Origin of the sequence: Pseudochrobactrum sp. Wa41.01b-1, assembly GCF_019464455.1 — a bacterium.
Taxonomy (GTDB): domain Bacteria; phylum Pseudomonadota; class Alphaproteobacteria; order Rhizobiales; family Rhizobiaceae; genus Pseudochrobactrum; species Pseudochrobactrum saccharolyticum.
This window is the reverse complement of sequence record NZ_CP080493.1, coordinates 2,124,658-2,150,627: the sequence shown is the minus strand read 5'-3', so window position 1 is coordinate 2,150,627 and position 25,970 is coordinate 2,124,658. Positions and strand designations below refer to the sequence as shown.

The 25,970-nt window shown below is 49.0% G+C and carries 23 protein-coding genes and 1 tRNA gene; 7 read left to right on the top strand and 17 right to left on the bottom strand.

All coding sequences use genetic code 11. From position 1 onward, the window contains the following. Positions 1 to 3: 3 nt before the first annotated feature. Positions 4 to 2,028 (bottom strand): thioredoxin domain-containing protein, encoded by a 2,025-nt coding sequence (locus K1X45_RS10065; RefSeq protein ID WP_220158733.1) that lies wholly within the window; start codon positions 2,026 to 2,028, stop codon positions 4 to 6. Positions 2,029 to 2,120: 92 nt separating this feature from the next. Here K1X45_RS10065 and mnmE point away from each other — a divergent pair, with 92 nt between their 5' ends. From mnmE to K1X45_RS10040, 5 genes are all read left to right on the top strand, one after another. Then, entirely contained in the window at positions 2,121 to 3,449 is a 1,329-nt protein-coding gene (mnmE, locus tag K1X45_RS10060) for a tRNA uridine-5-carboxymethylaminomethyl(34) synthesis GTPase MnmE (protein WP_220160458.1), read from the top strand. A 219-nt stretch (positions 3,450 to 3,668) separates the two neighbouring features. Continuing rightward, positions 3,669 to 5,564 (top strand): tRNA uridine-5-carboxymethylaminomethyl(34) synthesis enzyme MnmG, encoded by a 1,896-nt coding sequence (mnmG, locus tag K1X45_RS10055; protein WP_220158732.1) that lies wholly within the window; start codon positions 3,669 to 3,671, stop codon positions 5,562 to 5,564. Next, positions 5,561 to 6,193, top strand: a complete 633-nt coding sequence (gene rsmG / locus K1X45_RS10050) for a 16S rRNA (guanine(527)-N(7))-methyltransferase RsmG (RefSeq protein ID WP_220158731.1) — start codon at positions 5,561 to 5,563, stop codon at positions 6,191 to 6,193. The genes mnmG and rsmG overlap by 4 nt, the downstream gene beginning before the upstream one ends. 54 nt (positions 6,194 to 6,247) lie before the next feature. Then, a complete protein-coding gene (locus K1X45_RS10045) occupies positions 6,248 to 7,048 on the top strand; it encodes a ParA family protein (protein ID WP_022709109.1) in 801 nt (266 codons plus the stop codon). A 51-nt stretch (positions 7,049 to 7,099) separates the two neighbouring features. Next, positions 7,100 to 7,978, top strand: a complete 879-nt coding sequence (locus K1X45_RS10040) for a ParB/RepB/Spo0J family partition protein (RefSeq protein WP_075653913.1) — start codon at positions 7,100 to 7,102, stop codon at positions 7,976 to 7,978. Between the two features lie 58 nt (positions 7,979 to 8,036). Here K1X45_RS10040 and holA read toward each other — a convergent pair whose 3' ends face one another. From holA to K1X45_RS10005, 7 genes are all read right to left on the bottom strand, one after another. Further along, positions 8,037 to 9,083 carry a DNA polymerase III subunit delta gene (gene holA, locus K1X45_RS10035; RefSeq protein WP_220158730.1) on the bottom strand — a complete coding sequence of 349 codons (1,047 nt, stop codon included), beginning with the start codon at positions 9,081 to 9,083 and terminating at the stop codon, positions 8,037 to 8,039. A gap of 108 nt (positions 9,084 to 9,191) precedes the next feature. Continuing rightward, a complete protein-coding gene (locus K1X45_RS10030) occupies positions 9,192 to 9,986 on the bottom strand; it encodes an ABC transporter ATP-binding protein (RefSeq protein ID WP_022709106.1) in 795 nt (264 codons plus the stop codon). Further along, positions 9,983 to 10,864, bottom strand: a complete 882-nt coding sequence (locus tag K1X45_RS10025) for an ABC transporter permease (protein ID WP_022709105.1) — start codon at positions 10,862 to 10,864, stop codon at positions 9,983 to 9,985. Before K1X45_RS10025 ends, K1X45_RS10030 begins: the two co-directional genes overlap by 4 nt. A 245-nt stretch (positions 10,865 to 11,109) precedes the next feature. Then, positions 11,110 to 12,078 carry an ABC transporter substrate-binding protein gene (locus K1X45_RS10020; protein ID WP_220158729.1) on the bottom strand — a complete coding sequence of 323 codons (969 nt, stop codon included), beginning with the start codon at positions 12,076 to 12,078 and terminating at the stop codon, positions 11,110 to 11,112. Positions 12,079 to 12,299: 221 nt separating this feature from the next. Continuing rightward, positions 12,300 to 13,427, bottom strand: coding sequence for an NAD(P)-binding domain-containing protein (locus K1X45_RS10015; RefSeq protein WP_220158728.1), 1,128 nt, complete (start codon positions 13,425 to 13,427; stop codon positions 12,300 to 12,302). A gap of 84 nt (positions 13,428 to 13,511) precedes the next feature. Continuing rightward, a tRNA-Arg gene (locus tag K1X45_RS10010) sits at positions 13,512 to 13,588 on the bottom strand. Positions 13,589 to 13,740: 152 nt separating this feature from the next. Beyond that, positions 13,741 to 14,937, bottom strand: coding sequence for a M20 aminoacylase family protein (locus K1X45_RS10005; protein ID WP_220158727.1), 1,197 nt, complete (start codon positions 14,935 to 14,937; stop codon positions 13,741 to 13,743). 425 nt (positions 14,938 to 15,362) lie between these two features. Between K1X45_RS10005 and K1X45_RS10000 the strand changes: the two genes are divergently transcribed. Further along, positions 15,363 to 16,445, top strand: a complete 1,083-nt coding sequence (locus tag K1X45_RS10000; RefSeq protein WP_151158998.1) for a D-alanyl-D-alanine carboxypeptidase family protein — start codon at positions 15,363 to 15,365, stop codon at positions 16,443 to 16,445. Position 16,446: 1 nt separating this feature from the next. Further along, positions 16,447 to 17,613, top strand: a complete 1,167-nt coding sequence (locus K1X45_RS09995; RefSeq protein WP_220158726.1) for a GTP-binding protein — start codon at positions 16,447 to 16,449, stop codon at positions 17,611 to 17,613. Positions 17,614 to 17,723: 110 nt separating this feature from the next. Here K1X45_RS09995 and K1X45_RS09990 read toward each other — a convergent pair whose 3' ends face one another. The 9 genes from K1X45_RS09990 to odhB form a co-directional block, all read right to left on the bottom strand. Continuing rightward, positions 17,724 to 17,957, bottom strand: a complete 234-nt coding sequence (locus tag K1X45_RS09990) for a sulfurtransferase TusA family protein (protein ID WP_022709333.1) — start codon at positions 17,955 to 17,957, stop codon at positions 17,724 to 17,726. A 1-nt stretch (position 17,958) separates the two neighbouring features. Continuing rightward, entirely contained in the window at positions 17,959 to 19,194 is a 1,236-nt protein-coding gene (locus tag K1X45_RS09985; protein WP_255560386.1) for a hypothetical protein, read from the bottom strand. A 280-nt stretch (positions 19,195 to 19,474) separates the two neighbouring features. Next, entirely contained in the window at positions 19,475 to 20,428 is a 954-nt protein-coding gene (locus K1X45_RS09980) for an acetyl-CoA carboxylase carboxyltransferase subunit alpha (RefSeq protein WP_075653906.1), read from the bottom strand. Positions 20,429 to 20,562: 134 nt separating this feature from the next. Beyond that, entirely contained in the window at positions 20,563 to 21,498 is a 936-nt protein-coding gene (xerD, locus tag K1X45_RS09975) for a site-specific tyrosine recombinase XerD (protein ID WP_220158725.1), read from the bottom strand. After that, entirely contained in the window at positions 21,488 to 21,715 is a 228-nt protein-coding gene (locus tag K1X45_RS09970) for a hypothetical protein (protein ID WP_220158724.1), read from the bottom strand. The genes xerD and K1X45_RS09970 overlap by 11 nt, the downstream gene beginning before the upstream one ends. Before the next feature lie 154 nt (positions 21,716 to 21,869). Next, positions 21,870 to 23,276, bottom strand: a complete 1,407-nt coding sequence (gene lpdA, locus K1X45_RS09965; RefSeq protein ID WP_220158723.1) for a dihydrolipoyl dehydrogenase — start codon at positions 23,274 to 23,276, stop codon at positions 21,870 to 21,872. Between the two features lie 72 nt (positions 23,277 to 23,348). Further along, positions 23,349 to 23,882, bottom strand: a complete 534-nt coding sequence (locus K1X45_RS09960; RefSeq protein ID WP_370627015.1) for a hypothetical protein — start codon at positions 23,880 to 23,882, stop codon at positions 23,349 to 23,351. A gap of 63 nt (positions 23,883 to 23,945) precedes the next feature. Continuing rightward, entirely contained in the window at positions 23,946 to 24,605 is a 660-nt protein-coding gene (locus K1X45_RS09955; protein ID WP_116088617.1) for a LysE family translocator, read from the bottom strand. 99 nt (positions 24,606 to 24,704) lie between these two features. Further along, positions 24,705 to 25,928 carry a 2-oxoglutarate dehydrogenase complex dihydrolipoyllysine-residue succinyltransferase gene (gene odhB, locus K1X45_RS09950; RefSeq protein ID WP_220158722.1) on the bottom strand — a complete coding sequence of 408 codons (1,224 nt, stop codon included), beginning with the start codon at positions 25,926 to 25,928 and terminating at the stop codon, positions 24,705 to 24,707. Positions 25,929 to 25,970: the final 42 nt, after the last annotated feature.

Here is a 25,970-nt window from a genome sequence, read left to right as displayed (position 1 = left end):
GCTCTAGAGCAGTTTCTCAAGATCAGCGGCATCATAGACCGGCGGTAAACAGACCTGATTGCGGCACAGAATGGCACAGGAGCGTTCACCAGCCAGATACAGGAAAGAAGCCCATTGCGGCTGCTGTGAGGCTTGGCTACGGCTTAGAATGATATCTGTGCGGCAAGGATCAGCATGACGTGACGCACAGCGATATAATTCATCATCTTTATTCTCAATAATCAGCACAAGCTTAACCGGATCAAGCAGTTGCACTGAGGCATTGAGAATTCCTGCCTGTCCATAAGCCATATGTTGACCGCGCCCCAAGGCACGCTCTGCAAGCCTGTTGGCCTTTGCTAAAAGCTCATCATCCTCTGCTATCAGCGCCAGTCTTGTACATGCTTCAATAATCTGGCTGGTGCTGCTTGGAATAGCTTCATCTTGATCGCCATAAAGATAAAAAATCACATCATCATTATCCAAAGCTGTCAGCCGGTAATCACCATTCTGATCAAGATGGTGCTGATTAAGTGAGATTAACAATGCTTTGGCATCATCAATATAGTTTTGCTGCGGATCAGCCTGATAAAGCGACAAGGCCGCATTGATGAGCGCCGCATAATCAGAGGACAGGGCAGGGAGCTTTGATGCAGTCTTTGACCAGACATGTCTGATCGCAGCGCCTTGCTGAGGATATAATGTGCGATAGGTTGTTTTTGCGAGTTCTAGCCAGTCGGTACGTTCAAAAACACGGGCAGCTTCAGCCAAAGCACGAATGAAATAGGCATTCCAGTCTGTCAGACATTTTTCATCGCGGCCGGGTTTGGTTCGCTGATTTCTTATGCCAAGCAGTTTTTCCCGCAGTGGTTTAAATATTTTATCATCTTCTTCGCTGAAATTCAGCATATCCAGCCGGTGAAGAATATTGCTGCTTTCCCAGTTTCCGGTAGGGCTTACATTGTATTTTTTAATGAATTCAGGCGCATCTTTGCCGAGAATGCTCTTTATTTCTGACTGATCCCAGATATAGAATTTACCCTCAGCACCTTCGCTGTCAGCATCAAGACCGGAGGCAAAACCACCATCCGGTAAAGCCATTTCAGATGTAACCCACTGAATAATTTCTTCGATTCGAACCCGAAACAATGGATTATGCGTGCTGCTCCATGCCCACAGGCATTGCCTGATCGTCTGCGCATTATCATAAAGCATCTTTTCAAAATGCGGCACGAGCCAGAATGCATCAGTGCTATACCGTGCCAAACCACCGGCGAGGTGGTCATAAATGCCACCATTGAGCATTTTTTCGGTGCTGAGAATAAACAGATCATGATGCTGTTGTTGCTGGTTGATTTTCCATGATGTCCAGAGCATCGACATGAACGGAAAATTCGGAAATTTAGGTTGTCCGCTAATACCGCCATACGTCGTATCAATACGTCTGGCTATTGTATCAGCATAACGTTGGAAAGCGCTTTCATCATTCTCAGCGGGTTTAGCATCCGGTGTTAAAACAGTTTGCAGATGTGTTTTAAGAGCCGTGACATTACCGTTAATCCGCTCGCGGTCATTTTTCCATAAAGTGCCGAGGCTTTTGAGAATATCCATAAAGCCGGGCAGGCGACCATTGGCATGTTTTGGAAAATATGTGCCACCCCAAAAAGCATCCCCCTGAGGCGTTAGAAAAATTGTGAGCGGCCAGCCACCTTGCTCTCCCATGGCTGTGAGGGCTGACATATAAATCTGGTCAATATCCGGTCGTTCTTCCCGATCCACCTTAATATTGATGAAATGCTCATTCATCAGCTGAGCAACTTGCTCATCCTCAAAACATTCATGCGCCATGACATGGCACCAGTGACAGGCGGAATAGCCGATCGAAAGCAAAATCGGCTTGTCATGAAGGCGGGCAAGTTCAAGCGCTTCATTATCCCAGAGCTGCCAGTTGACCGGATTTGCACTGTGCTGTTTCAAATATGTGCTGTTCGCTGTATGAAGGCGATTAGAGCTGGCATTGTTTCGTGTCGGGCTTTGCGTCGGGTTCATGGCTTTGCCTTTCCGATTTTCAAGCCGATACAGTAGTGCTTCAGGCAGCTAAAGAACGGCAATCATTCTTTTTAACTTGTAACGGATTTTCGATGTCAGTGCAGTCTTTTCATCACGATACTATTTTTGCGCTTTCAAGCGGACGTTTGCCTTCAGGCGTGGCAATTATCAGATTATCAGGCCCGCAAACTCGATTCATTACCGAAACTATATTAGGGAAGTTGCCGGAAGCACGTAAAGCCGTATTCAGTAATCTTAAAAGCAAAACAGGCGAAGTTCTGGACAGTGGATTGACGCTCTTTTTTGAAGGCCCGAAGAGCTTTACCGGAGAAGATTGTGCGGAATTCCATATTCACGGTGGTATTGCTGTGGTTGAAAAATTTCTGGAAAGCCTGTCAGAATTTGAAAAATGTCGTTTAGCCGAAGCCGGAGAATTTACACGTCGTGCTTTTGCGAATGGCAAGATGGATTTGACTATGGCCGAAGGTCTGGCCGATCTGATTTCCGCTGAGACAGAAACGCAAAGACGTTTAGCGCAGCAAGTTGCTTCCGGCGCGCAACGCAATCTTTACATGGATTGGCGGAAGAAACTCATTCAGGCGCGTGCATTTATTGAAGCGGAACTTGATTTTGCCGACGAGGGAGATGTGCCGGGATCAGTATCGGATCGTGTCTGGAATGAGATGCATGATCTCAGCACAAGGATTGAAAAACATATTGAGGATGGCAAACGCGGTTCAATGCTGCGTGATGGTTTTCATATTGTGATTATTGGTGCACCAAATGCCGGAAAATCCAGCTTGATGAATTTACTGGCAGCACGTGATGTGGCTATTATTTCTGATGAAGCCGGTACAACGCGCGATTTACTTGAAGTGAAGCTAAATCTGAATGGCGTTGCAACTTATATAACAGACACAGCCGGTATTCGGGAAACCTCCGGTAAAGTTGAACAGATTGGTATTCAGCGAGCGATAGATAAAGCTGCAGAAGCAGATTTGATTTTATACATAGAGGATATATCTAATCCTATCACCGTAAACATCTCTGAGTTTCAGACAGATATTTGGACAATTGGCAATAAAGCCGACCTTAAGTCTGAAAACGCAGTAAGCTATGATTATTTGATTTCGACCAAGAACAATGAAGGTATCAACAACCTCCTTGACAGATTGAGTACTTACATTTCAGAGAAAACAAAACTTCAAAACGATGTCGTTCCGACGCGCCGCAGACACATTGATTTATTAAATCAATGCAAATCTGAGATTGAGAAAGCTGTTAATTCAAAAGCTTTACCACTGGAATTAAGAGCTGAAAATCTACGTATTGCCTCTCAACACCTTGGAAAAATTACCGGTGACGTAGACGTAGAGGATATTCTTGATCTCGTATTCTCTCAATTTTGCATCGGAAAATGATTCACGTGAAACAAATTTCATGATATAGGCTGATTAACAATCAGAGATGTTTCACGTGAAACATTCTGTGGAATCTAAAAACACAATTTGACTCGGCTAGATTATTCTGAGTCGATAGATTCCCATTTCTGAAATTCTTGTTCACTCTCGAGTTATGTGTTCCCTTTTCAGAGAGAACATGAGAATGATGATTCACGTGAAACCAAACAAGTTTTGGATATGATTATGACAGGTTTTTACGACGTCATTGTTATTGGTGGTGGTCATGCCGGTACAGAAGCTGCCGCAGCATCAGCAAGAACCGGCGCTAAAACTGCTTTAGTAACGCATCATTTTGATACGATAGGTGTTATGTCCTGTAATCCTGCTATTGGCGGATTAGGAAAGGGACAACTTGTCCGTGAAATTGATGCGTTTGATGGCTTGATGGGCAAGGCGGCTGATCAGGCAGGTATTCAGTTTCGTTTGTTGAATCGTCGTAAAGGTCCTGCTGTTCGTGGGCCGCGCACTCAGGCGGATCGCAAATTATACCGTCTGGCTATTCAGAGCTTCATCAAAGAACAGCAAAACCTGACGGTCATTGAAGGTGGTGCAGCAGATATTCTCGTTGAAAATGGTGTAGTCAAAGCTGTTCAACTCATGGATGGTACAATTATCAATTGTGCATCTGTTGTGCTGACAAGCGGAACATTTTTGAATGGCCTTATTCATATTGGTGAGAAAACTATCCCTGCCGGACGTATGGGTGAAAAACCGGCACTGGGATTGTCAGAGCGTTTAATTGGTCTTGGCTTTGCTTTAGGTCGTTTAAAAACCGGTACACCTTGCCGCATTGATGGCAAGACGATTGACTGGGCAAGTCTGGATAAACAATCCGCGGATGAAGATCCGGTTCCGTTTTCAATGATGACGGATAAGATTACAGTACCGCAAATTGATTGCGGCATTACACGCACAACTGATGCGACGCATCAATTGATCCGCGATAACATCCATCGCTCGGCAATGTATTCAGGGAATATTGAAGGCATTGGCCCTCGTTATTGTCCGTCGATTGAGGATAAAATTGTCAAATTTGGCGACCGTGACGGGCATCAGATTTTTCTGGAGCCGGAAGGTCTTGATGATGATACTGTTTATCCGAATGGTATTTCGACCAGCCTGCCGGAAGATGTTCAGCTCGATATTTTGAAAACTATACCAGGTTTGGAGCATGCGAAAATGCTGCAGCCAGGCTATGCTATTGAATATGACTTTATTGATCCGCGTGAGTTGCAACGCAGCCTTGAAACACGTCGCGTTAAAGGTCTGTTCTTAGCTGGCCAGATTAACGGCACAACCGGCTATGAAGAAGCCGGAGCACAAGGTTTACTGGCTGGTTTGAATGCTTCCAGACATGCCGGTGGCAGTGAGCCTGTTATTCTTCAGCGTACAGAAGCTTATATTGGTGTGATGATTGATGATCTGACAGCGCGTGGTGTTAGTGAACCATATCGCATGTTTACATCACGTGCAGAATTCAGACTTTCTCTGCGCGCAGATAATGCCGACAGTCGTTTGACGCCTTTGGGTGAAAACTGGGGACTTATTGGTTCAGCGCGGCAAACACGCTTTAATGAGAGAAAACAGGAGCTGGATCAGGCGAGGGAGCTTGCTCAATCCTTGTCCATTACACCAAATGCTGCTGCTGGTTTTGGGTTAAATCTCAACAAAGATGGAATTCGTCGCACGCTTTATGATCTGCTTTCCTATCCGGATGTTAATATAGAGCGCCTCACAGAAGTCTGGCCTGAGCTTTCTGGTTTGTCTTCGGCGACAAAAGAAGCTCTGGAAATTGAAGCGCAATATTCTGTTTATCTGGATCGCCAGACAGCCGATATTGCTGTGATGGAACGCGAAGAGCAGTTGATTATACCACGATCAATCCAGTTCTCGACAATTTCCGGCCTGTCCCTTGAATTGAAACAAAAGCTTGAGAAGCGTCAGCCTTCAAATATTGCTGAAGCGCAAAGAATTGAGGGGATGACGCCTGCTGCGATCGCATTATTGATAACACATATCCGCAGACATGGTATTGCACAGGATATTTCGGGTGATTTGGCAAAACCAGCATGACAAAAGATAAATATTTTGATTCACTGAAACAAATATACCCATCTGTTTCACGTGAAACAGCCGATGATTTGATTGGTTTTGAAACGCTGTTCAAAAAATGGTCCAAAGCAATCAATCTGGCTTCGCCAAATACACTGGAAACACTATGGGAGCGTCACATTCTTGATAGTGTTCAGCTTTTTAAACTGGCACCTCAAGCAAAGCAGTGGTTGGATTTGGGATCAGGCGGCGGTTTTCCGGGTGTAGTTTTAGCAATCATGCTGAAAGAAACTGGCGGTTCAATAAGACTGGTTGAGAGTAATAGTAAGAAATCAGCGTTTTTGAGAAATGCATTGGCTCAGTTTCAGACGCGCGGACAGGTTGTGAATGCCAGAATTGAAAGCTGTTATCAGCAACTTCAGGTTCCGGAAATTATCACCGCCAGAGCCTTGGCTTCGCTGGACAAGCTGTTTGAATTGACAGAACCGTGGATGACAAAAGGTGCTAAGGCATTGTTTCAAAAAGGGCGGGACTATCAGCGTGAAATTGATGAAAGTCTGCTGAACTGGAAATTTGACCTTGTACGACATGGAAGCGCAATAGAAGCGGATTCAGTCATTCTGGAAATCAGTAATTTACAACGCCGTTGAATGGCAATGACATTGAATGAGCATTGAAAACGGAAGTTATTCGGGACAATTATTATGAATAACAGAACACGGATTATAACGATCGCGAACCAGAAAGGCGGCGTGGGAAAAACCACAACGGCTATTAATCTGGCGACTGCTTTGGCTGCAATCGGTGAAAATGTATTGATTGTTGATCTCGATCCGCAGGGCAATGCCAGTACCGGACTTGGAGTTGACCGTAAAAATCGCCCATTGTCATCTTATGATGTGCTGACGCAGAATGCTTCTGTGCCGGATGCAGCAATTGCGACTGATGTACCTAATCTTTATCTGGTTGCATCGACGCTGGATTTGCTCGGTATTGAAATGGAAATTTCCCATGCACCGGACAGAACCAGACGTTTGCGTGATGCGCTGCGCTTTGATTCAGGTATTGCCGATCATTTCAGCTATATTCTGATTGATTGCCCGCCGTCACTTAATCTTCTGACACTGAATGCAATGGCTGCCGCAGACTCTGTTCTGGTGCCGTTGCAGTGTGAGTTTTTTGCGCTTGAAGGTCTCAGCCAGCTGCTCGAAACTGTCAATCAGGTGCGCAATTCGCTTAATCCTGAATTGTCGATTCAGGGCGTTGTGCTGACCATGTATGACAGCCGTAACAATCTGGCCAATCAGGTTGTTGATGATGTGCGTGCCTTTATGGGCGAGAAGGTTTACCGGACTGTTATTCCGCGCAACGTGCGGGTATCGGAAGCACCGTCTCATGGTAAACCGGCTATTCTTTATGATCTGAAATGCGCGGGAAGTCAGGCCTATCTTCAGCTGGCATCCGAAGTGATCCAGCGGGAACGCCAGCTTCGTACCGCAGCATGAAACTGACTATTCGATTCGACTACGTAACAATTTGCAGAAAGCATTCAACTGATGAACGATGATCCTTCAAAAAAGCGTCTTGGTCGCGGTCTGGCAGCTCTGATTGGGGATATCGACCGGCCTGTGGAAGAACGCAAGGCACCGGTTCCGCTTGAACGTTATGTGCCTATTGAATTTGTAAGCCGTAACCCGCGCAATCCGCGTCGCATTTTTACGGAAGCTGAGCTGGAAGATCTGGCACAGTCCATTCGTGAGCATGGCATTGTACAGCCGATTGTCGTGCGTCCGGCACCGGAAAATCGTGAGCATTTTGAGCTGATTGCCGGTGAACGCCGCTGGCGTGCGGCACAGCGTGCCGGTTTAACCGAAATTCCGGTTATTATGCGCGATGTGGATGATCGCGTTGCTCTTGAGCTGGCAATTATCGAAAACGTTCAGCGTGCTGATCTGAACCCTGTTGAAGAAGCAATGGGTTATCAGTTGTTGATTGATGAGCATGATTATACGCAGGCCGATCTGGCGCAGGTTATCGGTAAGAGCCGCAGTCATGTTGCAAATACGTTGCGTCTTCTTAAACTGCCGACAGAAGTGCAGGGACTGATCAATGATGGTGCTTTGACTGCCGGTCATGCGCGCACACTGATTACAATGGAAAATCCTCAGGCTGTTGCAGAACGCATCGTCAAAGAAGGTCTGTCAGTCCGTCAGGTTGAGGCTCTGTCTCAGGCTGAGAGCAAGGGTATTCCGGCGGTTAAGCCGGAACGTGCACCGGTTGAAAAAGATGCTGATACACGGGCATTAGAAAAACTGCTTTCTGATGTAACCGGTATGAAAGTTGAAATTAATCATCGTGATCGTGGTGGCGAAGTTCGCATCCGTTATAGTTCTCTTGAACAATTGGATGAAATTTGCCGCCGCTTGCAAAGCTGATATACTAAAAAATAAAAGAAAAGCCGGTCTGAGTACCGGCTTTTTTATTATGATGAAATCAACGTCTTTGTTTATTTCTTATTGCTTCTACTGTCAGAGCAATAAAAGCCTGTCTTATGATTGCTGTTGACAGGGTCGCATTCTGTCGGCTTTCCAGAACTGTGCGCTGAAGCCTGTCAGTTACCTTGTTAAGTGATGCAACGCTCCAGAGTCCCAAAGCCGTCTCAACCAGCTTTTTACGGGCGAAGAAGATCGGTGGTTTTGCAGAATTGACAACAAGCCCTGCCGGCACATTTCCTGTTTCCATAGCATAACGCAATGTCTGTAATTGGCTAAACTGGCGGATAGCCGAATTGACGAGCAGGAAAGGGTGGGTGCCGGTATTGACTACGCGGTCAAAGGCAATGTTGAACTTTGGCAGATCACCAATCAGAACAGCGTCGATCACCTCATCCTGAGAAAGAGCGGCGACATCGCCCACAGATTCTCGAACATCCTCAAGTTCGATACGCTGCTGACCGCGCGCATAGAGGCAAAGCTTTTCAAGTTCACCGCGTGTGGCCAGACGGTCACCGCCAAGGCTCAGGCGCAGAAACTGACGGGCATCATTGGAAATTTGCAAATGATTGGCTTGCAACACATCGTCGATTAAACCGTCAATGCCGCGCGCATCATCGCTATAGCAGGGCAGAGCCATGGCTGTGGAGCCGTTTTCCACATTGGTGCGCAGTGCTGCACCTTTTTTCAGATCACCGGCCTCAACCAGAATATAGGTGTCCTGAGGTGGCTCTGAAATCAGGTTTTTAACGGCCTCAGCCAGATTTTTTTGTGCCGAAGCATTTTTAATCCAGATCAGACGATCTCCGCCGAACATGGAAATTGTTCTGGCTTCATCGATCAGGCGAGCAGGGTCTTTGTCAATTTCATCCGCTTCAATGCGCAAAACCGCAAACGGATCATCCAGAGGCAGGCCGGTCAATTTGGCGAATTTTGCGCCGCGCTCACTAACAAGACCTTTGTCGGGACCATAGAGCAAGACTACCGTTCCGGTTTGAGCCGGACGCGCGAGAAACCCGTCAACTTCATGTGCTTTTTTCTGTGCCATAAGTCTGCTTACAACAAAGGTGGCTAAAGTGAAATCCGTGTTTCAGCTTTCAAATAAAAATGCCGCGGGATGAACGCGGCATTTTCAAGTTTCAGATGACAGTCCTATTTATTGGATCAGCAATGCATCATCATCCAGTGTTTCACCACGTACTTTTTTGAACATATCAATCAGGTCTTTAACGGTAAGGTTCTTACGCTCATCGCCGGAAACATCGAGGATGATATTACCGCCATGTAGCATGATTGTACGGGTACCGTAATCAAGTGCCTGCTGCATGGAGTGCGTTACCATCATCGTCGTCAGCTTGTTTTCACTAACAAGCTTGGCTGTGAGTTTCATGATGAAATCTGCCATGCCCGGATCAAGAGCAGCCGTATGTTCATCAAGCAGCAAGACTTCTGATTTTGTCAGGGTGGCCATGATGAGAGACAGTGCCTGACGCTGACCACCGGAGAGCAAATCCATACGATCCTGCACACGGTTTTCCAGACCGAGATTAAGCCCTGCAATCCGTTCGCGGAACAGTTCACGACGCTTATGATTAAGCGCATGGGACAGGCCACGCTTTTGTCCGCGCATGGCTGCGAGGGCAAGGTTCTCTTCAATCGACAATGCACCGCAGCTGCCGGTCAGCGGGTCCTGAAACACACGTGCTACCATGGAGGCACGGTCAGCGGTCGACTGTTTGGTGACATCTTTATTGCCGATCAGGATTTTTCCTTCAGAGGCCTGAACATCACCGGCGAGGGCACCGAGCAGGGTTGATTTACCCGCACCATTGGAACCGATTACAGTAACAAATGTGCCTTCTTCAATCTTCAGATTGATGCCGGAAAGCGCCTGTTTCTGCAGAGGTGTGCCACGTCCGAACACAACACCAAGATTTGAGACTTCAATCATTTGGAGGCTCCTCCGCGACGAAGGCGTGGCAGAATGAGTGCCAGTGTCACCAGTACAGCTGTTGCCAGATTAAGGTCAGACGCTTTGAGCCCGATGAAATCACTGCTCAGCGCCAGCTGGATGGCGATACGATAAAGTATGGAACCAATGATACAGCCGATCAGCGCCCAAAGCAAAAAGCGCGTGCGGAATAATGTTTCACCGATAATCACTGCGGCAAGACCGACAACAATTGTGCCGACACCGGAGGTGACATCTGCAAAGCCGTTTGTCTGAGCAAATAATGCACCGCCAAGAGCAACCAGAGCATTGGACATTGCCATGCCGAGATAAATCTGACGATCGGTTTTCACGCCCTGTGCGCGTGCCATACGCGCATTGGTACCGGTTGCACGCATGGCAAGGCCGATATTGCTTTCCAGAAAACGCCAGATGAGCAGGGCGGCGATGATAACAAGAACGCCAACAAAAAGCGGACGCACATAATATTCAGGAACACCTAACCCATAAAAAGGTGAGATCATTGTATCCTGATTAATCAGAGCGACGTTCGGCTTGCCCATCACACGCAGATTGACTGAGAAAAGCGCAGTCATTGTGAGGATGGAGGCCAGAAGATTAAGGATGCCGAAGCGGATATTCAATGTTGCGGTTACAAGTCCGGCAACAGCGCCTGCCATCATGGCAATCAGCGCGGCAAGCCACGGATTAACACCGGCAATAATTAAAACAGCAGTAACAGCGGCGCCGAGTGGAAAGGAACCATCCACAGTCAGATCTGGAAAATCAAGCACACGAAACGACAGATATACGCCGAGGGCTACAAATGAAAAGACCAGACCTAATTCGACCGCACCCCAAAAAGCGATCAGACTCACAATAATGTTCCTTCGGCTTGTGCAGACGGCCGGCACTCTCAAACGGGTCAATCACAGTTCTGTTTTGACCGTCTGATAATACGGGGCAGCCTGCCTGTTGAAATCTGAGTATCTTTTGTTTTGCGGTCTGTGCCGGATTTAAAAGATACAAAGGAGATGACCCGGATATTGAGGTCTAAAAAATTGAACCCGAATATCCGGATGATGAAAAACCGGTAAAGGTGCTTTACCGGTTTGAATGCAGATTATTCTTTGATGACTTTGCTTGCGCGATCGACCACAGCTTGCGGGATTTCAATACCCATTTTCTTTGCTGCAACCAGATTGACAACAAGATCTGTACCGGCGGCAACTTTCACCGGAATATCACCTGGCTTTTCGCCCTTCAGAATACGGACAACAACTTCACCGGTCTGCTTGCCAACATCATAATAGTTGAAACCGAGAGCGATGAAAGCACCGCGGCTGACGGAATCTGTATCGGCAGTCATCAGAGGAATCTTGGCTTCTTCCGCAACACTGACCGCACCTTCAAGCGCAGAAATAATAGTGTTGTCGGTCGGGATATAAATCAGGTCTGCTTTACCGATCAAAGCGCGGGCTGCGCCTTGAACTTCAGCCGATTTGGTTGCAGCTGATTCAACCACTTCCAGACCACCTTCTTTGGCCGCAACTTTCAGGCCTTCGAGAAGCGAAATCGAATTGGCCTCACCGGAATTATAAAGGAAGCCGATGGTTTTTACATTTGGAGCTACTTCTTTGATTAGTTTGACGTGATCAGCAACCGGTGAAAGATCGGACAGACCGGTGACATTGCCGCCAGGCTTTTCCATGCTTTTAACAAGCTGTGCGCCAACCGGATCAGACACGGCAGTAAACACAACCGGAATATCACGGGTGCCGGAAACCACGGCCTGCGCAGATGGTGTAGAGATCGGTACAATTACATCCGGTGCTTCACCGATGAACTGACGGGCGATCTGAGCAGCTGTTGCAGGATTGCCCTGAGCAGACTGATAGGTGAATTTCAGATTTTCACCTTCTTTAAAACCGGCTGCGGCCAGTGCATCTTTTACACCGTCGCGGGCAGCATCAAGAGCCGGATGTTCAACAATTGCTGTGACAGCAACACTGACATCTTTGGCATTTGCCGGTGCAGCAATCATTGTTGTGGCCATAGCTGTCGACAGCAAAGCCAGGAAAAGTGTACGCATGAAAATCTCCCTCTGTTCCGCGTCCCGATCAAAACGAATAATCAGTTCTCGGAGAGAGGTCAACGCGCATCATATGGGATAGTCAAGAGGCGGACACTTTAGCGCTATTCTTACCGGCAGGCGTGGCGGTAAAAGCATAGTTGTTTCACGTGAATCATCGTGGTTAGCAAAAACTTAACGACATATTTTATGATTTACAGGTTTCACGAAATCAAAATCCGTTATGCATATTGTTTATTCAGCTCAAGATATTCGCTCAGCTCTTTAGCTGCTGCAGCGCCTGCGCGATTGGCTCCGATGGTTGATGCCGATGGTCCATACCCTACCAGATGAATGCGCGGATCTTTGACAACTTCTGTTGCCAGTCTGCCGCCCATAATAATGCCGCCATTGGCTTCGCGGATTTGTAATGGTGCAAGATGATCGAGGGAACTGCGGAAGCCGGTACACCATAGGATGACATCGGCGTGTTGTTCTGTGCCGTCTGTCCAACGGATGCCTGTTTCTGTTATCTCGCTGAACATTGGCAGGCGGTTTAATGCACCGCGTTCACGGGCTGCGCGTAATGCGGGGGTGAGGGGAATACCGGTTACAGAAACAACAGAGCCGGGGATTAAACCGCGGCGGACACGATCTTCGACAATGGCCACAGCTGCTCGGCCATCTTCTTCTGTAAATGGTGTTTCACGAAATTGCGGTTCGCTGCGGGTTACCCATGTCGTTGTGGTGACCTGTGAAATTTCATTAAGCAGCTGCAGAGCGGAAATACCACCGCCAACAATGACAACATGTTTGCCGGCGAATGCTTCAGCTGTCTGATAATCGCGGGTATGAAGCTGCTGTCCTTTGAAAAGTTCAGCACCGGTATAATGCGGTATGACCGGTGTCTCCCATGTACCGGTGGCATTGATTAATCCGCGGGCAGTGAAAGTTTCCCGATCGGTTTCAATACGAAAACGCTCATTGCGCTCACAAACAACATTGACACTCACTGGCCTGTAAACCGGCAAATGAAACTTCTTTTCATAGGCCGCATAATATCGGGGAACAGCAATGGATGCTTTGACCTCTGATACTTCCGGCTCCAGAACATCTGAGAAGGACATGCCCGGAAGGTCATGAATCCGGTTTACTGTGCTGAGTGTGAGGGTAGGCCAGCGATATTGCCATGCGCCGCCGGCATCGGGCGATTTATCGAGAATGATAAAATTACGGCCTGCTTTCAGACCCAGTTTTTGCAGATGATAAGCGGAAGATAAACCGGCCTGTCCGGCACCGATAATGAGAATATCGGTTTTAAAGGCCATATGCAGTGCCGGTTTTGTTACAGTCTCTTGATTATCACTCATGGCCAGAATCCGCTTTATCGAACAACTAAACCTTACTTAGGTTTTTGTTCCGTTCATACAAGCGGTTGGTAGGGGAGAGAGAAATGGTGATCCCGACTGGATTCGAACCAGTGGCCTACAGATTAGGAATCTGTCGCTCTATCCTACTGAGCTACGGGACCGGATAGTATGGTGCACACATACTGATTTTTTGACCGTAAGCCAAGGGCAGGCAGGGCAGAAAATACCGGAATAGTCTGATGAGAAATAAAAAAGCGAAGAGGGGATTATGCCTCTTCGCTGAACAGAAACCTGTTTAATTTGCAGTCTGAGATCAGGCTGCGATTTTCTCAGCCGGCGCTAGCTGCGCGTCTTTGAGACGATATTGTGCAAGCTCAACCCAGTAGCTCATACCATAGGGCAGAGCATCATCATTAAAATCATAGGCCGGATGATGCAGGTTTGCGCTCTCGCCATTGCCGAGGAAAATATAGCAACCCGGACGTGCTTCGAGCATATAGGAGAAATCCTCACCACCCATCATCGGTTCAACTTCACGGGTGATCGGACCATTGATACTGACCTTGTCAGCAACATCGGCGGCGATTTCTGTCTGGCCGGAATGGTTGAATGTCACCGGATAGTTGTTTTTAAAATCAAGATCGATCTTGATATTGTTGAGCAGGCCGAAGGCTTCACAATGGGCACGCATACGCTGCTCGGCAAAAGCACGGTTGTGCTTTGTGAGGCTGCGTACTGTGCCTGCGAGCACGGCTTTTTCCGGAATAATATTATAAGCTTCACCGGCATTAAATTTGGTGACCGAGATCACCAGTGAATCCAGCGGGTTTGATCCACGTGAAACAATACTCTGTAATGCCGTGACCAGCTGGGAGCCGATGACGATCGGATCAATGTTGCGATGCGGCTGTGCGGCATGGCCGCCTTTGCCGTTGATGGTGATGGTAAATTCATCAGTCGCGGCCATGATCGGGCCTTTGCAAACGGCCAGTTCACCGACAGGGATGCCCGGCATATTATGCATGCCGTAAACTTCAACAATATTGAAGCGCTCCATCATACCGTCTTTGACCATAGCCAGGCCACCGGCACCGCCTTCTTCGGCAGGCTGGAAAATGACGATGACTTCGCCGTAGAAATCACGGGTCTCGCAGAGAATTTTTGCAGCACCGAGCAGCATGGAGGTGTGGCCGTCATGACCACATGAATGTGCCTTACCCGGATTTTGCGAAACCCATTCCGGTGTGCCGGTTTCAGTCAGCGGTAATGCATCCATATCCGCACGCAGACCGATTGCCTGACCCGCACCTTTTTTGCCTTTAATGACGCCGACAACACCGGTGCGTCCGATACCGGTCACAACTTCATCACAGCCGAATTCACGCAGTTTTTGTTCTACAAATGCCGCAGTTTCATGCACGTCATAGAGTAATTCCGGTTTGCTGTGTAAATGTCTGCGCCACAGGCTGACTTCCTGTTTTAATTGTGCGGCGCGATCTAAAAGCGGCATTTCTGTTCTCCGAACCTGTGTGCCTCTCCTCCGAGGCATTATGAGCGAGGCGGTATGTGGACTGCATAAAACTGAAACCACTCGTCACAGTAATGATGCAATAAAATTATACACACTATGAGCGGGTGTGGGTAAAACACAACGCTCTCAGATAACATAGTGTGTTTTATAAAATTTCGCCAATCGGTCTTTGCCTTTTATGCGGTGTCTGAGGTAGAAAAGTTTACTTAAGAAAAATGTGCAGGCATTTTTTCTGATGACCGGATTTTTGCCGCTTTATACCGCTTGAAGACCTGACGAAACAAATGCAGGTTCTGATCTGCGGTGAAGCAGGATATAGTTCCGGATATCTGAATACCGAATATTACGCCTTGAAAGGTGGTCATCCCATGATCCCGAATATTTTAAAACAATCTGTTCTGGCAATGACTGTCTCATGCCTTGCAATTTCGCAGGCTGTTTCAGTGGCGCAAGCCAATCCCTATATGGCTGTTGATGTGTCGACCGGTAAGGTACTGGCGCATAATGATGCTTTTAAGCGCTGGTATCCGGCATCGCTGACCAAAATGATGTCAGCCTATGTGGTGTTCCGCGCTTTGCGCTCCGGTCAGAAAACACTGGAATCACCGGTGCGTATGTCTGTTGCGGCGACAAAAGAACCGCCGAGTAAAATGGGCTATAAAGCCGGTTCGGTGATGACACTGGACAGTGCTTTGAAAATCATGATGGTGAAATCCGCCAATGACGTGTCCGTTGCAGTGGCTGAATCCGTTGGTGGCAGCAAAGCCGGATTTGCAAAAATGATGAATGCCGAGGCAAGACGCATTGGCATGTTCGGTTCAAACTTTACCAATCCGCATGGTCTGCCTGATCCGAACAATTATTCGACCGCGCGCGATATGGCTTTGCTTGCTGCGCAGCTGCGTCGTGAGTTTCCTGAATATGCCCATTACTTTAATACGGAAGCGATTGATCCGGGTGAGGGCAAAAAAGTTCAGGCCAATTATAATATTCTGCTCGGCCGGTTTAACGGCGCTGACGGTATGAAAACCGGCTTCATCTGCGCTTCCGGATTTAACCTCGCCGGTTCTGCAACCCGAAACGGCCGTACAATTGTTGCTGTTGTGCTGGGTGCAGCCAAACAGGAAGACCGTGCCGTGCAGGCTGCGGAATTGCTGCAAAATGGTTTTGCTACCCGTGGCGGCGGCGGTGCAACGCTTGCCAGCCTTGTGCCTTATGGCAGCAATAATAATCAGGCCACAGATTTGCGGGCGCAGATTTGCAGCCAGCAGGCTATGTCGGACCGCTGGGATGGACGTGATGTGGAAGGCCGTTTGAAAATCAATTCGCCTTATATTACGGCGATGACCCGTGAACCGGTTGCGGTTCCTGTCGGACTGGTTGCCAAAGCACCGGAAGTGCAGGCAGGCGGCGTGCTGCATATTTCACAAGTACCGATTCCGCTGCAGCGTCCTATGCGCGGTAATCTGACAACAGCAGTGAATTAACATGTCCTTCAAACCGATCAGCGTTTCTGTGCTCACAGGTTTTCTGGGAGCAGGAAAAACCACATTGCTCAACCGGCTGCTGAAAGATCCTGCCTTGCAGGATACGGCGGTTATCATCAATGAATTTGGTGATGTCAGTATAGATCATCTGCTTGTTGAGCAGACGGCTGACGGGGTTATTCAGCTTGCAGATGGTTGCCTCTGCTGCACCGTTCGCGGTGAGCTGGTGGACACGCTGGCTGATCTGATTGAGCGGGTGCAGATGGGCAAGATCAATGCCTTGCAGCGCATTGTCATCGAGACAACCGGTCTGGCTGATCCCGTGCCGGTATTGCAGGCGCTGATGGGGCATCCGGTTTTGATGCAGGTTCTGAAACTGGATGGTGTGATTACAGCAGTTGATGCTGTGAATGGTATGGCGACATTGGATGCCCATATCGAGGCCGTGAAACAGGTTGCTGTTGCTGACCGGATTACCATTACCAAATCTGATCTTGCTGATACAGCACAGCTTGCAGCTTTAAAGACGCGGATCATAAACCTTAATCCGGCAGCCGAAATCTATGACAATGTTGCTGATGATATCGGTTATGCAGCTTTGTTTGATTGCGGATTGTACAATCCGGCAGGCAAGACACCGGACGTGCAGAACTGGCTGAAAGCAGACAGTTATGATGATCATCATGACCATCACGACCACGTTTGTGAGATACATGGTGCAGGCTGTTCCGGCCATCATCACGGTGAACATGGCCATCATCATCACCACCATCACGATGAGACAATCCGTTCATTCTCGCTGAAACATGATGCGCCGGTACCTTTTGCAGCCATTGAAATGTTTCTGGATTTGCTGCGCTCTACTCACGGCGACAAATTACTGCGCATGAAAGGGATTATCGCTGTTGCTGAAGATGCTGAACGACCGCTGGTTATTCACGGTGTGCAGCAGATTTTGCATCCGCCTGTGCGTCTGAAAAGCTGGCCGCAGGAATTGCAGGACAGCAAATATCAGACACGTCTGGTTCTGATTACCAAAGATCTGGATGAGACCTATATACGTGATCTGTTTGATGCGTTTTTAGGCAAGCCGCGTATTGATCAGGCTGATGCACAGGCGCTGACTGATAATCCGCTGGCAATTCCCGGTTTTTCCATGAAGGGCTAAAAATCTTAGAGCGGTTTACGTCCAGATTGGATCATAATGCTCGCTCTAGATTCTTTATTTCGTCGCATTATCACGGGCGTCAAGTTGATCCAACTTGACTGTGAAATGCTCTAGCCCTTTTGTATCAGAAAATGAAAAACCCGACCCTCATTCTGCTGTTCCAGCAGAATATGCCCTTCTGACTGGCAGAAATGGGCAATATCAAGCGGGGAAAGCGGATCAGTGGTTTCAATCCTGATCCGGTCACCGGCAGACAGGTCTTGTAATTTTTTACGGGTTTTCAAAACAGGTAAGGGGCATTGCAGCCCCTTAAAATCATAAAAAACTTCAGCTTCAGCGGTCATATTATTGGCCGGTCAGCCGGTTCCAGAGAGATTTCTTCTCAGCTGTTGCCGCCGCCGGCATATCGGGTGTTACCTGAGGGGCAACAACGGCTGCTGCTGCCGGATTATTGTTCGGCACAGGAACAGAAGCGGTTGCATTCTGATCCAGAACAGGCTGGGTTGCTGCCGGTACATTAGTTGCAACCGAGGTTGTTGCAGGTGCCGTTACAGGTGTCTGGGCGACCGCTGTCGGTGCTGCAGTATCCGGTGCGCCCGGTGTCTCGGAAGAGGCAGGGCTTAAAGATGGCGGCGTGCGGGACACTTTCTCACCACGTGCACGACGTGCACTCCAGTCAGATACCAGTTTTGCTTCCTGAACACCCATGATTGAAGGCGCAGGCTGCTTTTTCGATGATTTATTCAGCGCGCTCGAAAAAGCTGCATCATAGGTTTTCTGGTAGCTGGAATAAGCAGACTGGATTGAATCCGGCTGTGACATTGGCGGGCAAGCGGCAGAAGCCGAAAGTCCCTGCTGTCCCGGGAAGTTCTGATTAAAGACGTAACGCTTGCCGCAAACATCGACTTTCGGCGGTACTTTTGTAATTTCGAACTGGTCATAGCCTTCTTTAAGCATGGTCCAGAACTGATAATTCGGATCATTCTTATAGCGCGCCATATTGGCGGCTGTCATACGGAACGGATAGGCCTGAACCTGAAAATCGCGCTGACCGCCCTTAAAGGCATCGCGTCCGAAAGCATAAATTTCGGACATGCTTTCGTCAGTCATGGAATAGCAACCGGCAGAAGAACAAGCGCCATGCACCATCAGATGCTGACCGGTACGGCCATTGGCACGGTCATAGGCATTCGGAAAGCCGAGATTGAACGACAGGTAATATTGTGAATTCGGGTTCATCTGCGCAGCAGAAACCGAATAGAAACCTTCAGGTGCCTGACGGTCACCCTCTACATATTTAGGGCCGAGCTTGCCTGACCATTTGCAGATCTCATAGGACGCAACCATGTCATAGCGGCCATTGGTTTTCTGTTTCCAGACTTCCAGAACGCCTTCTTCCTTGAAGATACGCGCCATAACCGGTGATGTCTTGTTCATGCCCTTGGCTTTGATTTTAGCCAGAACTTTGGAAGGCAGCTCACGCTCTGCTTTGGCGCCGACACCATCAAAGACTGAACCCTGACAACCGGCAAGTGCTACGGTTGCGATCAGTGAAGCAAAAATTGCAGTTCTGAGTTTCATGAGTGTCACCGGCAATATTAGGCAAGAGTTGGAACAAAATATCCTGAAATAGCAAAAAGGCAAATTTTCAGCCGCAATCAGTTTGTCCCGTAGTATCGGTCAGTATGATTGATAAAGTGTTATTAACTTAGCATCGGGCAATATTTACAGCAAATGACCCGTATTGACCATATGCCTTAGAGCAGTTCCTGTGACGGCTGAATTGCCGGAAATGCTCTTAAAACATAAAGGCCGCGCTGGTTGCGCGGCCTTTATATGGAATAAGCGGTTGAAATCTCACTCAGAGATTACGACCCATTGCCAGATACTTCTGGCGGCGTTCCTGTTTGAGTGTTTCGCCGTCCACACCTTCAAGAGATTTCAGGGCTGTTGCAATCACTTCGCCTGCAGCATCGATAATCGCATTTTTACCGCGATGTGCGCCGCCGAGAGGCTCAGGAATAATATTATCAATGATTTTCAGCTCAAGCAGATCCTGCGCAGTGATGCGCATATTGGTGGCTGCATCTTTGGCACGGGTCGAATCACGCCACAGAATGGAAGCAGCACCTTCCGGTGAGATCACCGAATAGATTGCATGTTCGAGCATGTAAACGCGGTTGGCGACAGCAATCGCAATCGCACCACCGGAACCGCCTTCACCGATCACAACAGTGATAACCGGTACACGCAGTTTCAGGCTCATTTCCAGCGAGCGGGCAATGGCTTCTGCCTGACCGCGCTCTTCCGCACTCACACCCGGATAGGCACCGGCAGTATCAATGAATGTGATTACCGGCAGTTTGAAACGGTCAGCCAGCTCCATGATACGGATGGCTTTACGATAGCCTTCCGGACGCGGGGAACCGAAATTATGTTTCAGACGGGTCTTGGTGTCATTGCCTTTTTCCTGACCGAGCACCGCAACAGCCTGACCGTTAAAGCGCGCAAAACCGGCCTGAATAGCCTGATCTTCAGCAAAGTTACGGTCACCGGCCAGCGGCGTGAATTCTGTAAACAGGCGGTTCACATAATCCAGACAATGCGGACGGTCCGGATGACGGGCGATCTGCACTTTCTGCCAAGGGGTGAGTTTGCGGTAAATATCTTTCAGCGCGTCGCTAGAGCGCTTTTCAAGGCGCCGTATCTCATCACTCATCTCGACACTGCCGCTTTCCTGCGCCAGTTTTTTCAGTTCGAGGATCTGACCATCGAGATCTGCGACGGGTTTTTCGAAATCAAGGTAATTATACATATGACCTGACTATTACGCTCCGGAGACTAAAACCATCAGACATTAAGGTCTGAGAGAGGGTTTCATCTGTCCTATATAGATTGTCTGACAGAAAAATCTATCTGCCGAATATGTTTCTCTTAAACTTCATAGCGTCAATCGGCAAGCGGATGATGCGTTGCAACGAGCTGATGCAGTCTTTCTTCCAGCACATGGGTATAAATTTGTGTCGTAGAAATGTCCGAATGGCCTAATAATTGCTGAACTGCACGTAAATCTGCACCATTTTGCAAAAGATGGCTGGCAAAGGCGTGACGCAGCACATGGGGAGAAACCGCAGCGGCTGCAATACCGGCACGCGCTGCCAGGGATTTCAGATCACGGGCAAAGACCTGCCGTGCCAGATAACCGCTTTCTGAGCGGGCTGGAAACAGCCAGGGACTGTCCTGCCATTCCGGCACTCTGTCACGCAGACCCACATAAAGTTGCAGGACATTCTGCGCTTTGACCGAGAGCGGCATCATGCGTTCCTTGGCACCTTTACCGCGTACCAGCAGAAAACGCTGATTGCTGCGGATGGTTTTTTCCGGCAGACCGACAAGCTCGCTGACACGCATACCGGTGGCATAGAGCAGTTCCAGCAACGCATGCAGACGCACGGCGATGAAGTAACCGCTCATATCTTCCTGAGGCTGCGCTTCTGTTTCAGCCTGCGCCAGCAGCTTTGAAACTGTGTCTTCGCTCATGATTTTAGGCAGTGCCTGATTTTTCTTCGGCGCATCGATAATGCCCGTCGGATCGTCGCTGCGCATACCTTCAGTATAGAGAAAGCGGAAGAATTGCCGCAAAGAGGAGAGGCGGCGTGCCTGTGAAGTGGAAGCGAAGCCTTGAATATTCATCTCATCAAGGCAGGCTTTAATATCGACGGAATTGGCTGAAACCAATCCGGTTTTGCGACCTGCCATAAATTCCGCAGCGGTTTCCAGATCGCGGCGATAGGATTCCAGCGTATTCTCGGCGGCACCCCGTTCAGCACTCATCATTTCCAGAAACGAGTCGATTGCAGCATCTGTTGAGAGATTATTCTGCATCTTCAGCCTCCGGTTCGCCCTCTGTATAGGGCGATGGCACAGGGGCAGGGCTGACAGGCGCAATATCGCGCGGTTGCTGCACCATTTTATGTGCCGGTACGCGAACAATAATCTCTGATGTCACCGGACTGACCGTTTTCACAAGCACCAGCATCAGCCCGTAAATACAGGCAGAAATCAGAGCCAGAATGATAATCAGGCGGGTGAGCGTCGGCATAAAGGTAATAGTGCTTTCACAGTGACAAAGATATTTGGTGCCATTGTGCCCTGATATTCTCAATAAAGCCTAACCAAATTCGACATGAAAAAGAAAAGGCCCGGTAAAAACCGGGCCTCGCATTCTGTATAATCCGCAGATTATATCTGACCAATTACATATGAATTGGCTTGTCGTAAGTGGCCATTGCCGATTCACGAACAGCTTCCGACATGGTCGGATGTGCGTGGCAGGTACGGGCCAGATCTTCCGAAGAACCGCCAAATTCCATCAGAACGGTCAGTTCGTGGATCATTTCGCCGGCATTGTAGCCGAGGATATGCGCACCCAGAACTTTGTCAGTGGCTTTGTCAGCCAGAATTTTCACAAAACCGTCTGTGTGCTGCATAGCACGTGCACGGCCGTTGGCTGTGAACGGGAATTTGCCGACTTTATATTCAATGCCGGCAGCTTTCAGTTCTTCTTCGGTTTTACCGACAGAAGCAACTTCCGGCTGGGTGTAAACAACGCTCGGGATCACATCAAAATTGACGTGGCCTTTCTGACCGGCAATGATTTCTGCAACGGCAACGCCTTCATCTTCGGCTTTGTGCGCAAGCATCGGGCCTTTAACCACGTCACCGATCGCATAAATGCCTGCAACATTGGTCTGCCAATGATCGTTGATCGCAACGCGGCCGCGTTCATCAACAGCAACACCGGCTTCAGCCAGACCCAGACCATCTGTGTAAGGACGACGGCCGGTCGAAATCAGAACGGCTTCAGCTTCAAGGGTCACTGCATCGCCGCCTTTAACAGGCTCGAAAGTCACCTTGGCGCCATTGCCGGATTTTTCAACTGCAGTCACTTTGGCGCTGAGTTTGAAATCAATGCCCTGTTTTGCCAGCATACGCTGGAACTGCTTGGAAACTTCACCGTCCATGCCGCCGAGAATCTTGTCGAGATATTCAACAACAGTCACTTGTGAGCCCAGACGCGACCATACGGAACCGAGTTCCAGACCGATAACGCCGCCGCCGACAACAACCAGAGTTTCAGGCACTTTGGTGAATTCCAGCGCGCCGGTTGAAGAAACAATGACTTTTTCGTCAATATCAACATTAACGCCCGGAATACCGGCAACATCGGAACCGGTGGCGATGATGATGTTTTTGGTTTCGAGTTCTTTGACAGAACCGTCTTCAGCAGTGACAGAAACTTTACCTGCAGCAACAACTTTACCAAAACCGGTGAAAGCTTCGATCTTGTTTTTCTTGAACAGGAATTCAACGCCGCTGGTGTTGGCTTTAACAGTTGTTACTTTGTGCGCCAGCATTTTTTCGAGGTTCAGTTTTGGTGCGCTGACTTCAACGCCGAGCGCGTCGAAAGAATGACCAGCTTCCGCAAAAACTTCAGAAGCGTGCAGCAATGCCTTTGAAGGGATACAGCCGACATTGAGGCAGGTGCCGCCGAAAGTGCTGCGTTTTTCAACAACGGCAACTTTCAGGCCGAGCTGGGCAGCTTTGATAGCTGCAACATAACCGCCAGGGCCGGTACCGATAACAACGACATCATAAGACATTGCTTAATCCTTTTAACTCTTTTTAAGTCCGTTCAGGCAGGGGATTTCTGCATGAAGACAAGGGTCGATCTTTTATTCTTCGGGTGTGCAGGCTTTAAAGCGAAACACTTCCCAGCTCAGCGGCTCGGCCGGTTTGGCCGTTCCAAAATCATAACTGTCCAGCATACTGACAAAATCCGGCAGGAGAATTGCTGCGGCAGCCGGTTCATCATTGCGGGGCAGAAACTCTGCATCTGCACCATCTTTAAGCGCATATACTACGCCCTGCCAGATTGTGCAGTCATCAATTTCATCTTCAGCATTATCGTCACCCGCACAATTATAGGTGATCATGGCTGTCGGGCGGGCTGCACCGTCTGTCCATTGCACAGTGCCCTGTAATTTGAATTCAGGTTTGTCATTGGCAATGATGGTGAAACTGTTGCCTGACTGCTCATCATCTTTTTGAACAGGGCTGAAAGTCAGTGTGTAATTCTGGTCTTTGTCGGAATAGGCGGCGCGGTTCTGCATACAGGCGGCTGAGGCAGCAGCAGTGGCAGTCAGCAGAATCGTACAGCTTGCGAGACAGGCAATAGTCTTTTTGAAAATGGCTGATTTGATAGGCATTGTTCCCTCACCGGGCTTGTCAATTCTGATTTACAGCATCGGCCTGAAGCTCGATCCGTAGTTCTAATGGGCTTGCTGACTGGCCAGCTTAATTCCTAATCCGATAAATACCATACCGGTCACGCGATTAAACCATGCACCCAGCGCGAAAAAGCGTTTCCGCACGGGTTCCAGCGTAAAGAACAAAGTCACAATTGCAAACCAGCCGATGACGACGATTGCGATCAGAATCCCGTAAATACCCTGAATTGCAGCCGGTGTTTCATGGCTGACAAGGGATGAGAACAGGGAGAGGAAAAACAACACAGCTTTCGGGTTCAGCGCATTGGTGATGAAACCCATAGTAAAGCAGCGCTTGGCCGAAATTGCCTTTTGTTGTGGTTGAGCAGCTTCGCCGTCTGTCTGAATGATTTTATCTGCATCGGCTGCATTGAGCGGTTTTTCGCGCAGCGCCTTGATGCCGAGATAAAACAAATAGGCAGCACCTGCCCATTTAATCAGCGAAAACAGAAACAGAGACTGGGATACGATCAGGCCGATACCGAGGATCGTATAGGAGATATGGAACATCAGCGATGCGCCGATGCCAAGACTGGTGATGAAGGCTGCACGGCGGCCATGCACAATGCTCTGACGTACAATCAGTGCGAAATCCGCACCGGGTGCAACGAGCAGGATCACGAATACCGCCATCAGACCGGTGAATTCGATCACATACTGCATGAGAGGCTCCGTGAGATCAGAAAAAGAAAGAGCCGCAGGGCTCAGAAAAGATGCAGTTGAAAAGAGCGCTGTCGCGGGACAGCGCTCTTAGTCAGTTTATTACAGGTCGAGAACCAGACGTTCCGGATCTTCCAAACTGTCCTTCACGCGAACGAGGAAGGTCACAGCTTCTTTGCCGTCTACGATACGGTGATCGTAGGACAGAGCCAGATACATCATCGGACGGATAACGATCTGACCGCCGACAACAACCGGACGTTCCTGAATTTTGTGCATGCCGAGAATACCGGACTGCGGTGCGTTCAGGATCGGGGAAGACATCAGGGAACCGTATACACCACCATTGGAGATGGTGAAGGTGCCGCCCTGCATATCAGCCATGGAAAGCTGACCGTCACGGGCCGCACGACCAAGACGACCGATTTCTTTTTCGATTTCAGCAATCGACATCTGGTCTGCATCACGGACAACAGGAACCACGAGACCCTTGTCAGTACCGACAGCAACGCCGACGTGAGCAAAGTTCTTGTAGATGATGTCTGTACCGTCGATTTCGGCATTAACAGCAGGGATTTCTTTCAGAGCATGGGTCACAGCTTTGGTGAAGAAACCCATGAAGCCGAGCTTAACGCCGTGCTTCTTCTCGAAGATATCTTTGTAGCGTGAACGCAAATCCATAACAGCCGACATGTCGACTTCGTTATAGGTGGTCAGCATGGCTGCAGTGTTCTGAGCATCTTTCAGACGACGTGCAATGGTCTGACGCAGACGGGTCATTTTCACGCGTTCTTCGCGTGGTGCATCACCGGCAGGGGACGCAGGACGTGCAGCAACTGGAGCGGCGGCGGCTGCAGCCGGTGCAGTGCCTTTTGCAAGCGCTGCAAGAACATCGCCTTTGAGAACCTGACCACGCTTGCCGGAACCGTCAACCTGATCGCTGTTCAGGCCGGCTTCAGCCATCAGCTTGGCAGCAGCAGGAGCGGCTGGCATGGAAGAAGCGGTTGCAGCAGGAGCAGCAGCGGCTACAGGTGCAGCGGCTGGTGCCGGAGCAGCAGCAGGTTTTGCAGCGGGAGCAGCAGCTGCGCCCGATGCATCAATCTGGCCGAGCAGGGCATCGAGACCAACATTGTCACCTTCCTGAGCGGTGATTTCTGTCAGAACGCCGGAAACAGGCGCAGGAACTTCAATAGAAACCTTGTCAGTTTCCAGTTCAACCAATGGTTCATCAGCAACGATAGCGTCGCCGACTTTTTTGAGCCATTTGCCGATAGTTGCCTCTGTGACGGATTCCCCGAGGGTGGGAACGCGGATTTCGGTTGCCATGGTTTTATCTTCCCTGGATCTTTAATCTGAATGATAGGCGAC

What these genes read in the sequence shown, in the direction of transcription:
- K1X45_RS10065 (WP_220158733.1), bottom strand. Translation starts at nt 2,028, where the DNA reads ATGAACCCGACGCAAAGCCCGACACGAAACAATGCCAGCTCTAATCGC.
- mnmE (WP_220160458.1), top strand. Translation starts at nt 2,121, where the DNA reads ATGTCAGTGCAGTCTTTTCATCACGATACTATTTTTGCGCTTTCAAGC.
- mnmG (WP_220158732.1), top strand. Translation starts at nt 3,669, where the DNA reads ATGATTATGACAGGTTTTTACGACGTCATTGTTATTGGTGGTGGTCAT.
- rsmG (WP_220158731.1), top strand. Translation starts at nt 5,561, where the DNA reads ATGACAAAAGATAAATATTTTGATTCACTGAAACAAATATACCCATCT.
- K1X45_RS10045 (WP_022709109.1), top strand. Translation starts at nt 6,248, where the DNA reads ATGAATAACAGAACACGGATTATAACGATCGCGAACCAGAAAGGCGGC.
- K1X45_RS10040 (WP_075653913.1), top strand. Translation starts at nt 7,100, where the DNA reads ATGAACGATGATCCTTCAAAAAAGCGTCTTGGTCGCGGTCTGGCAGCT.
- holA (WP_220158730.1), bottom strand. Translation starts at nt 9,083, where the DNA reads ATGGCACAGAAAAAAGCACATGAAGTTGACGGGTTTCTCGCGCGTCCG.
- K1X45_RS10030 (WP_022709106.1), bottom strand. Translation starts at nt 9,986, where the DNA reads ATGATTGAAGTCTCAAATCTTGGTGTTGTGTTCGGACGTGGCACACCT.
- K1X45_RS10020 (WP_220158729.1), bottom strand. Translation starts at nt 12,078, where the DNA reads ATGCGTACACTTTTCCTGGCTTTGCTGTCGACAGCTATGGCCACAACA.
- K1X45_RS10015 (WP_220158728.1), bottom strand. Translation starts at nt 13,427, where the DNA reads ATGAGTGATAATCAAGAGACTGTAACAAAACCGGCACTGCATATGGCC.
- K1X45_RS10005 (WP_220158727.1), bottom strand. Translation starts at nt 14,937, where the DNA reads ATGCCGCTTTTAGATCGCGCCGCACAATTAAAACAGGAAGTCAGCCTG.
- K1X45_RS10000 (WP_151158998.1), top strand. Translation starts at nt 15,363, where the DNA reads ATGACTGTCTCATGCCTTGCAATTTCGCAGGCTGTTTCAGTGGCGCAA.
- K1X45_RS09995 (WP_220158726.1), top strand. Translation starts at nt 16,447, where the DNA reads ATGTCCTTCAAACCGATCAGCGTTTCTGTGCTCACAGGTTTTCTGGGA.
- K1X45_RS09990 (WP_022709333.1), bottom strand. Translation starts at nt 17,957, where the DNA reads ATGACCGCTGAAGCTGAAGTTTTTTATGATTTTAAGGGGCTGCAATGC.
- K1X45_RS09985 (WP_255560386.1), bottom strand. Translation starts at nt 19,194, where the DNA reads ATGAAACTCAGAACTGCAATTTTTGCTTCACTGATCGCAACCGTAGCA.
- K1X45_RS09980 (WP_075653906.1), bottom strand. Translation starts at nt 20,428, where the DNA reads ATGTATAATTACCTTGATTTCGAAAAACCCGTCGCAGATCTCGATGGT.
- xerD (WP_220158725.1), bottom strand. Translation starts at nt 21,498, where the DNA reads ATGCAGAATAATCTCTCAACAGATGCTGCAATCGACTCGTTTCTGGAA.
- K1X45_RS09970 (WP_220158724.1), bottom strand. Translation starts at nt 21,715, where the DNA reads ATGCCGACGCTCACCCGCCTGATTATCATTCTGGCTCTGATTTCTGCC.
- lpdA (WP_220158723.1), bottom strand. Translation starts at nt 23,276, where the DNA reads ATGTCTTATGATGTCGTTGTTATCGGTACCGGCCCTGGCGGTTATGTT.
- K1X45_RS09960 (WP_370627015.1), bottom strand. Translation starts at nt 23,882, where the DNA reads ATGCCTATCAAATCAGCCATTTTCAAAAAGACTATTGCCTGTCTCGCA.
- K1X45_RS09955 (WP_116088617.1), bottom strand. Translation starts at nt 24,605, where the DNA reads ATGCAGTATGTGATCGAATTCACCGGTCTGATGGCGGTATTCGTGATC.
- odhB (WP_220158722.1), bottom strand. Translation starts at nt 25,928, where the DNA reads ATGGCAACCGAAATCCGCGTTCCCACCCTCGGGGAATCCGTCACAGAG.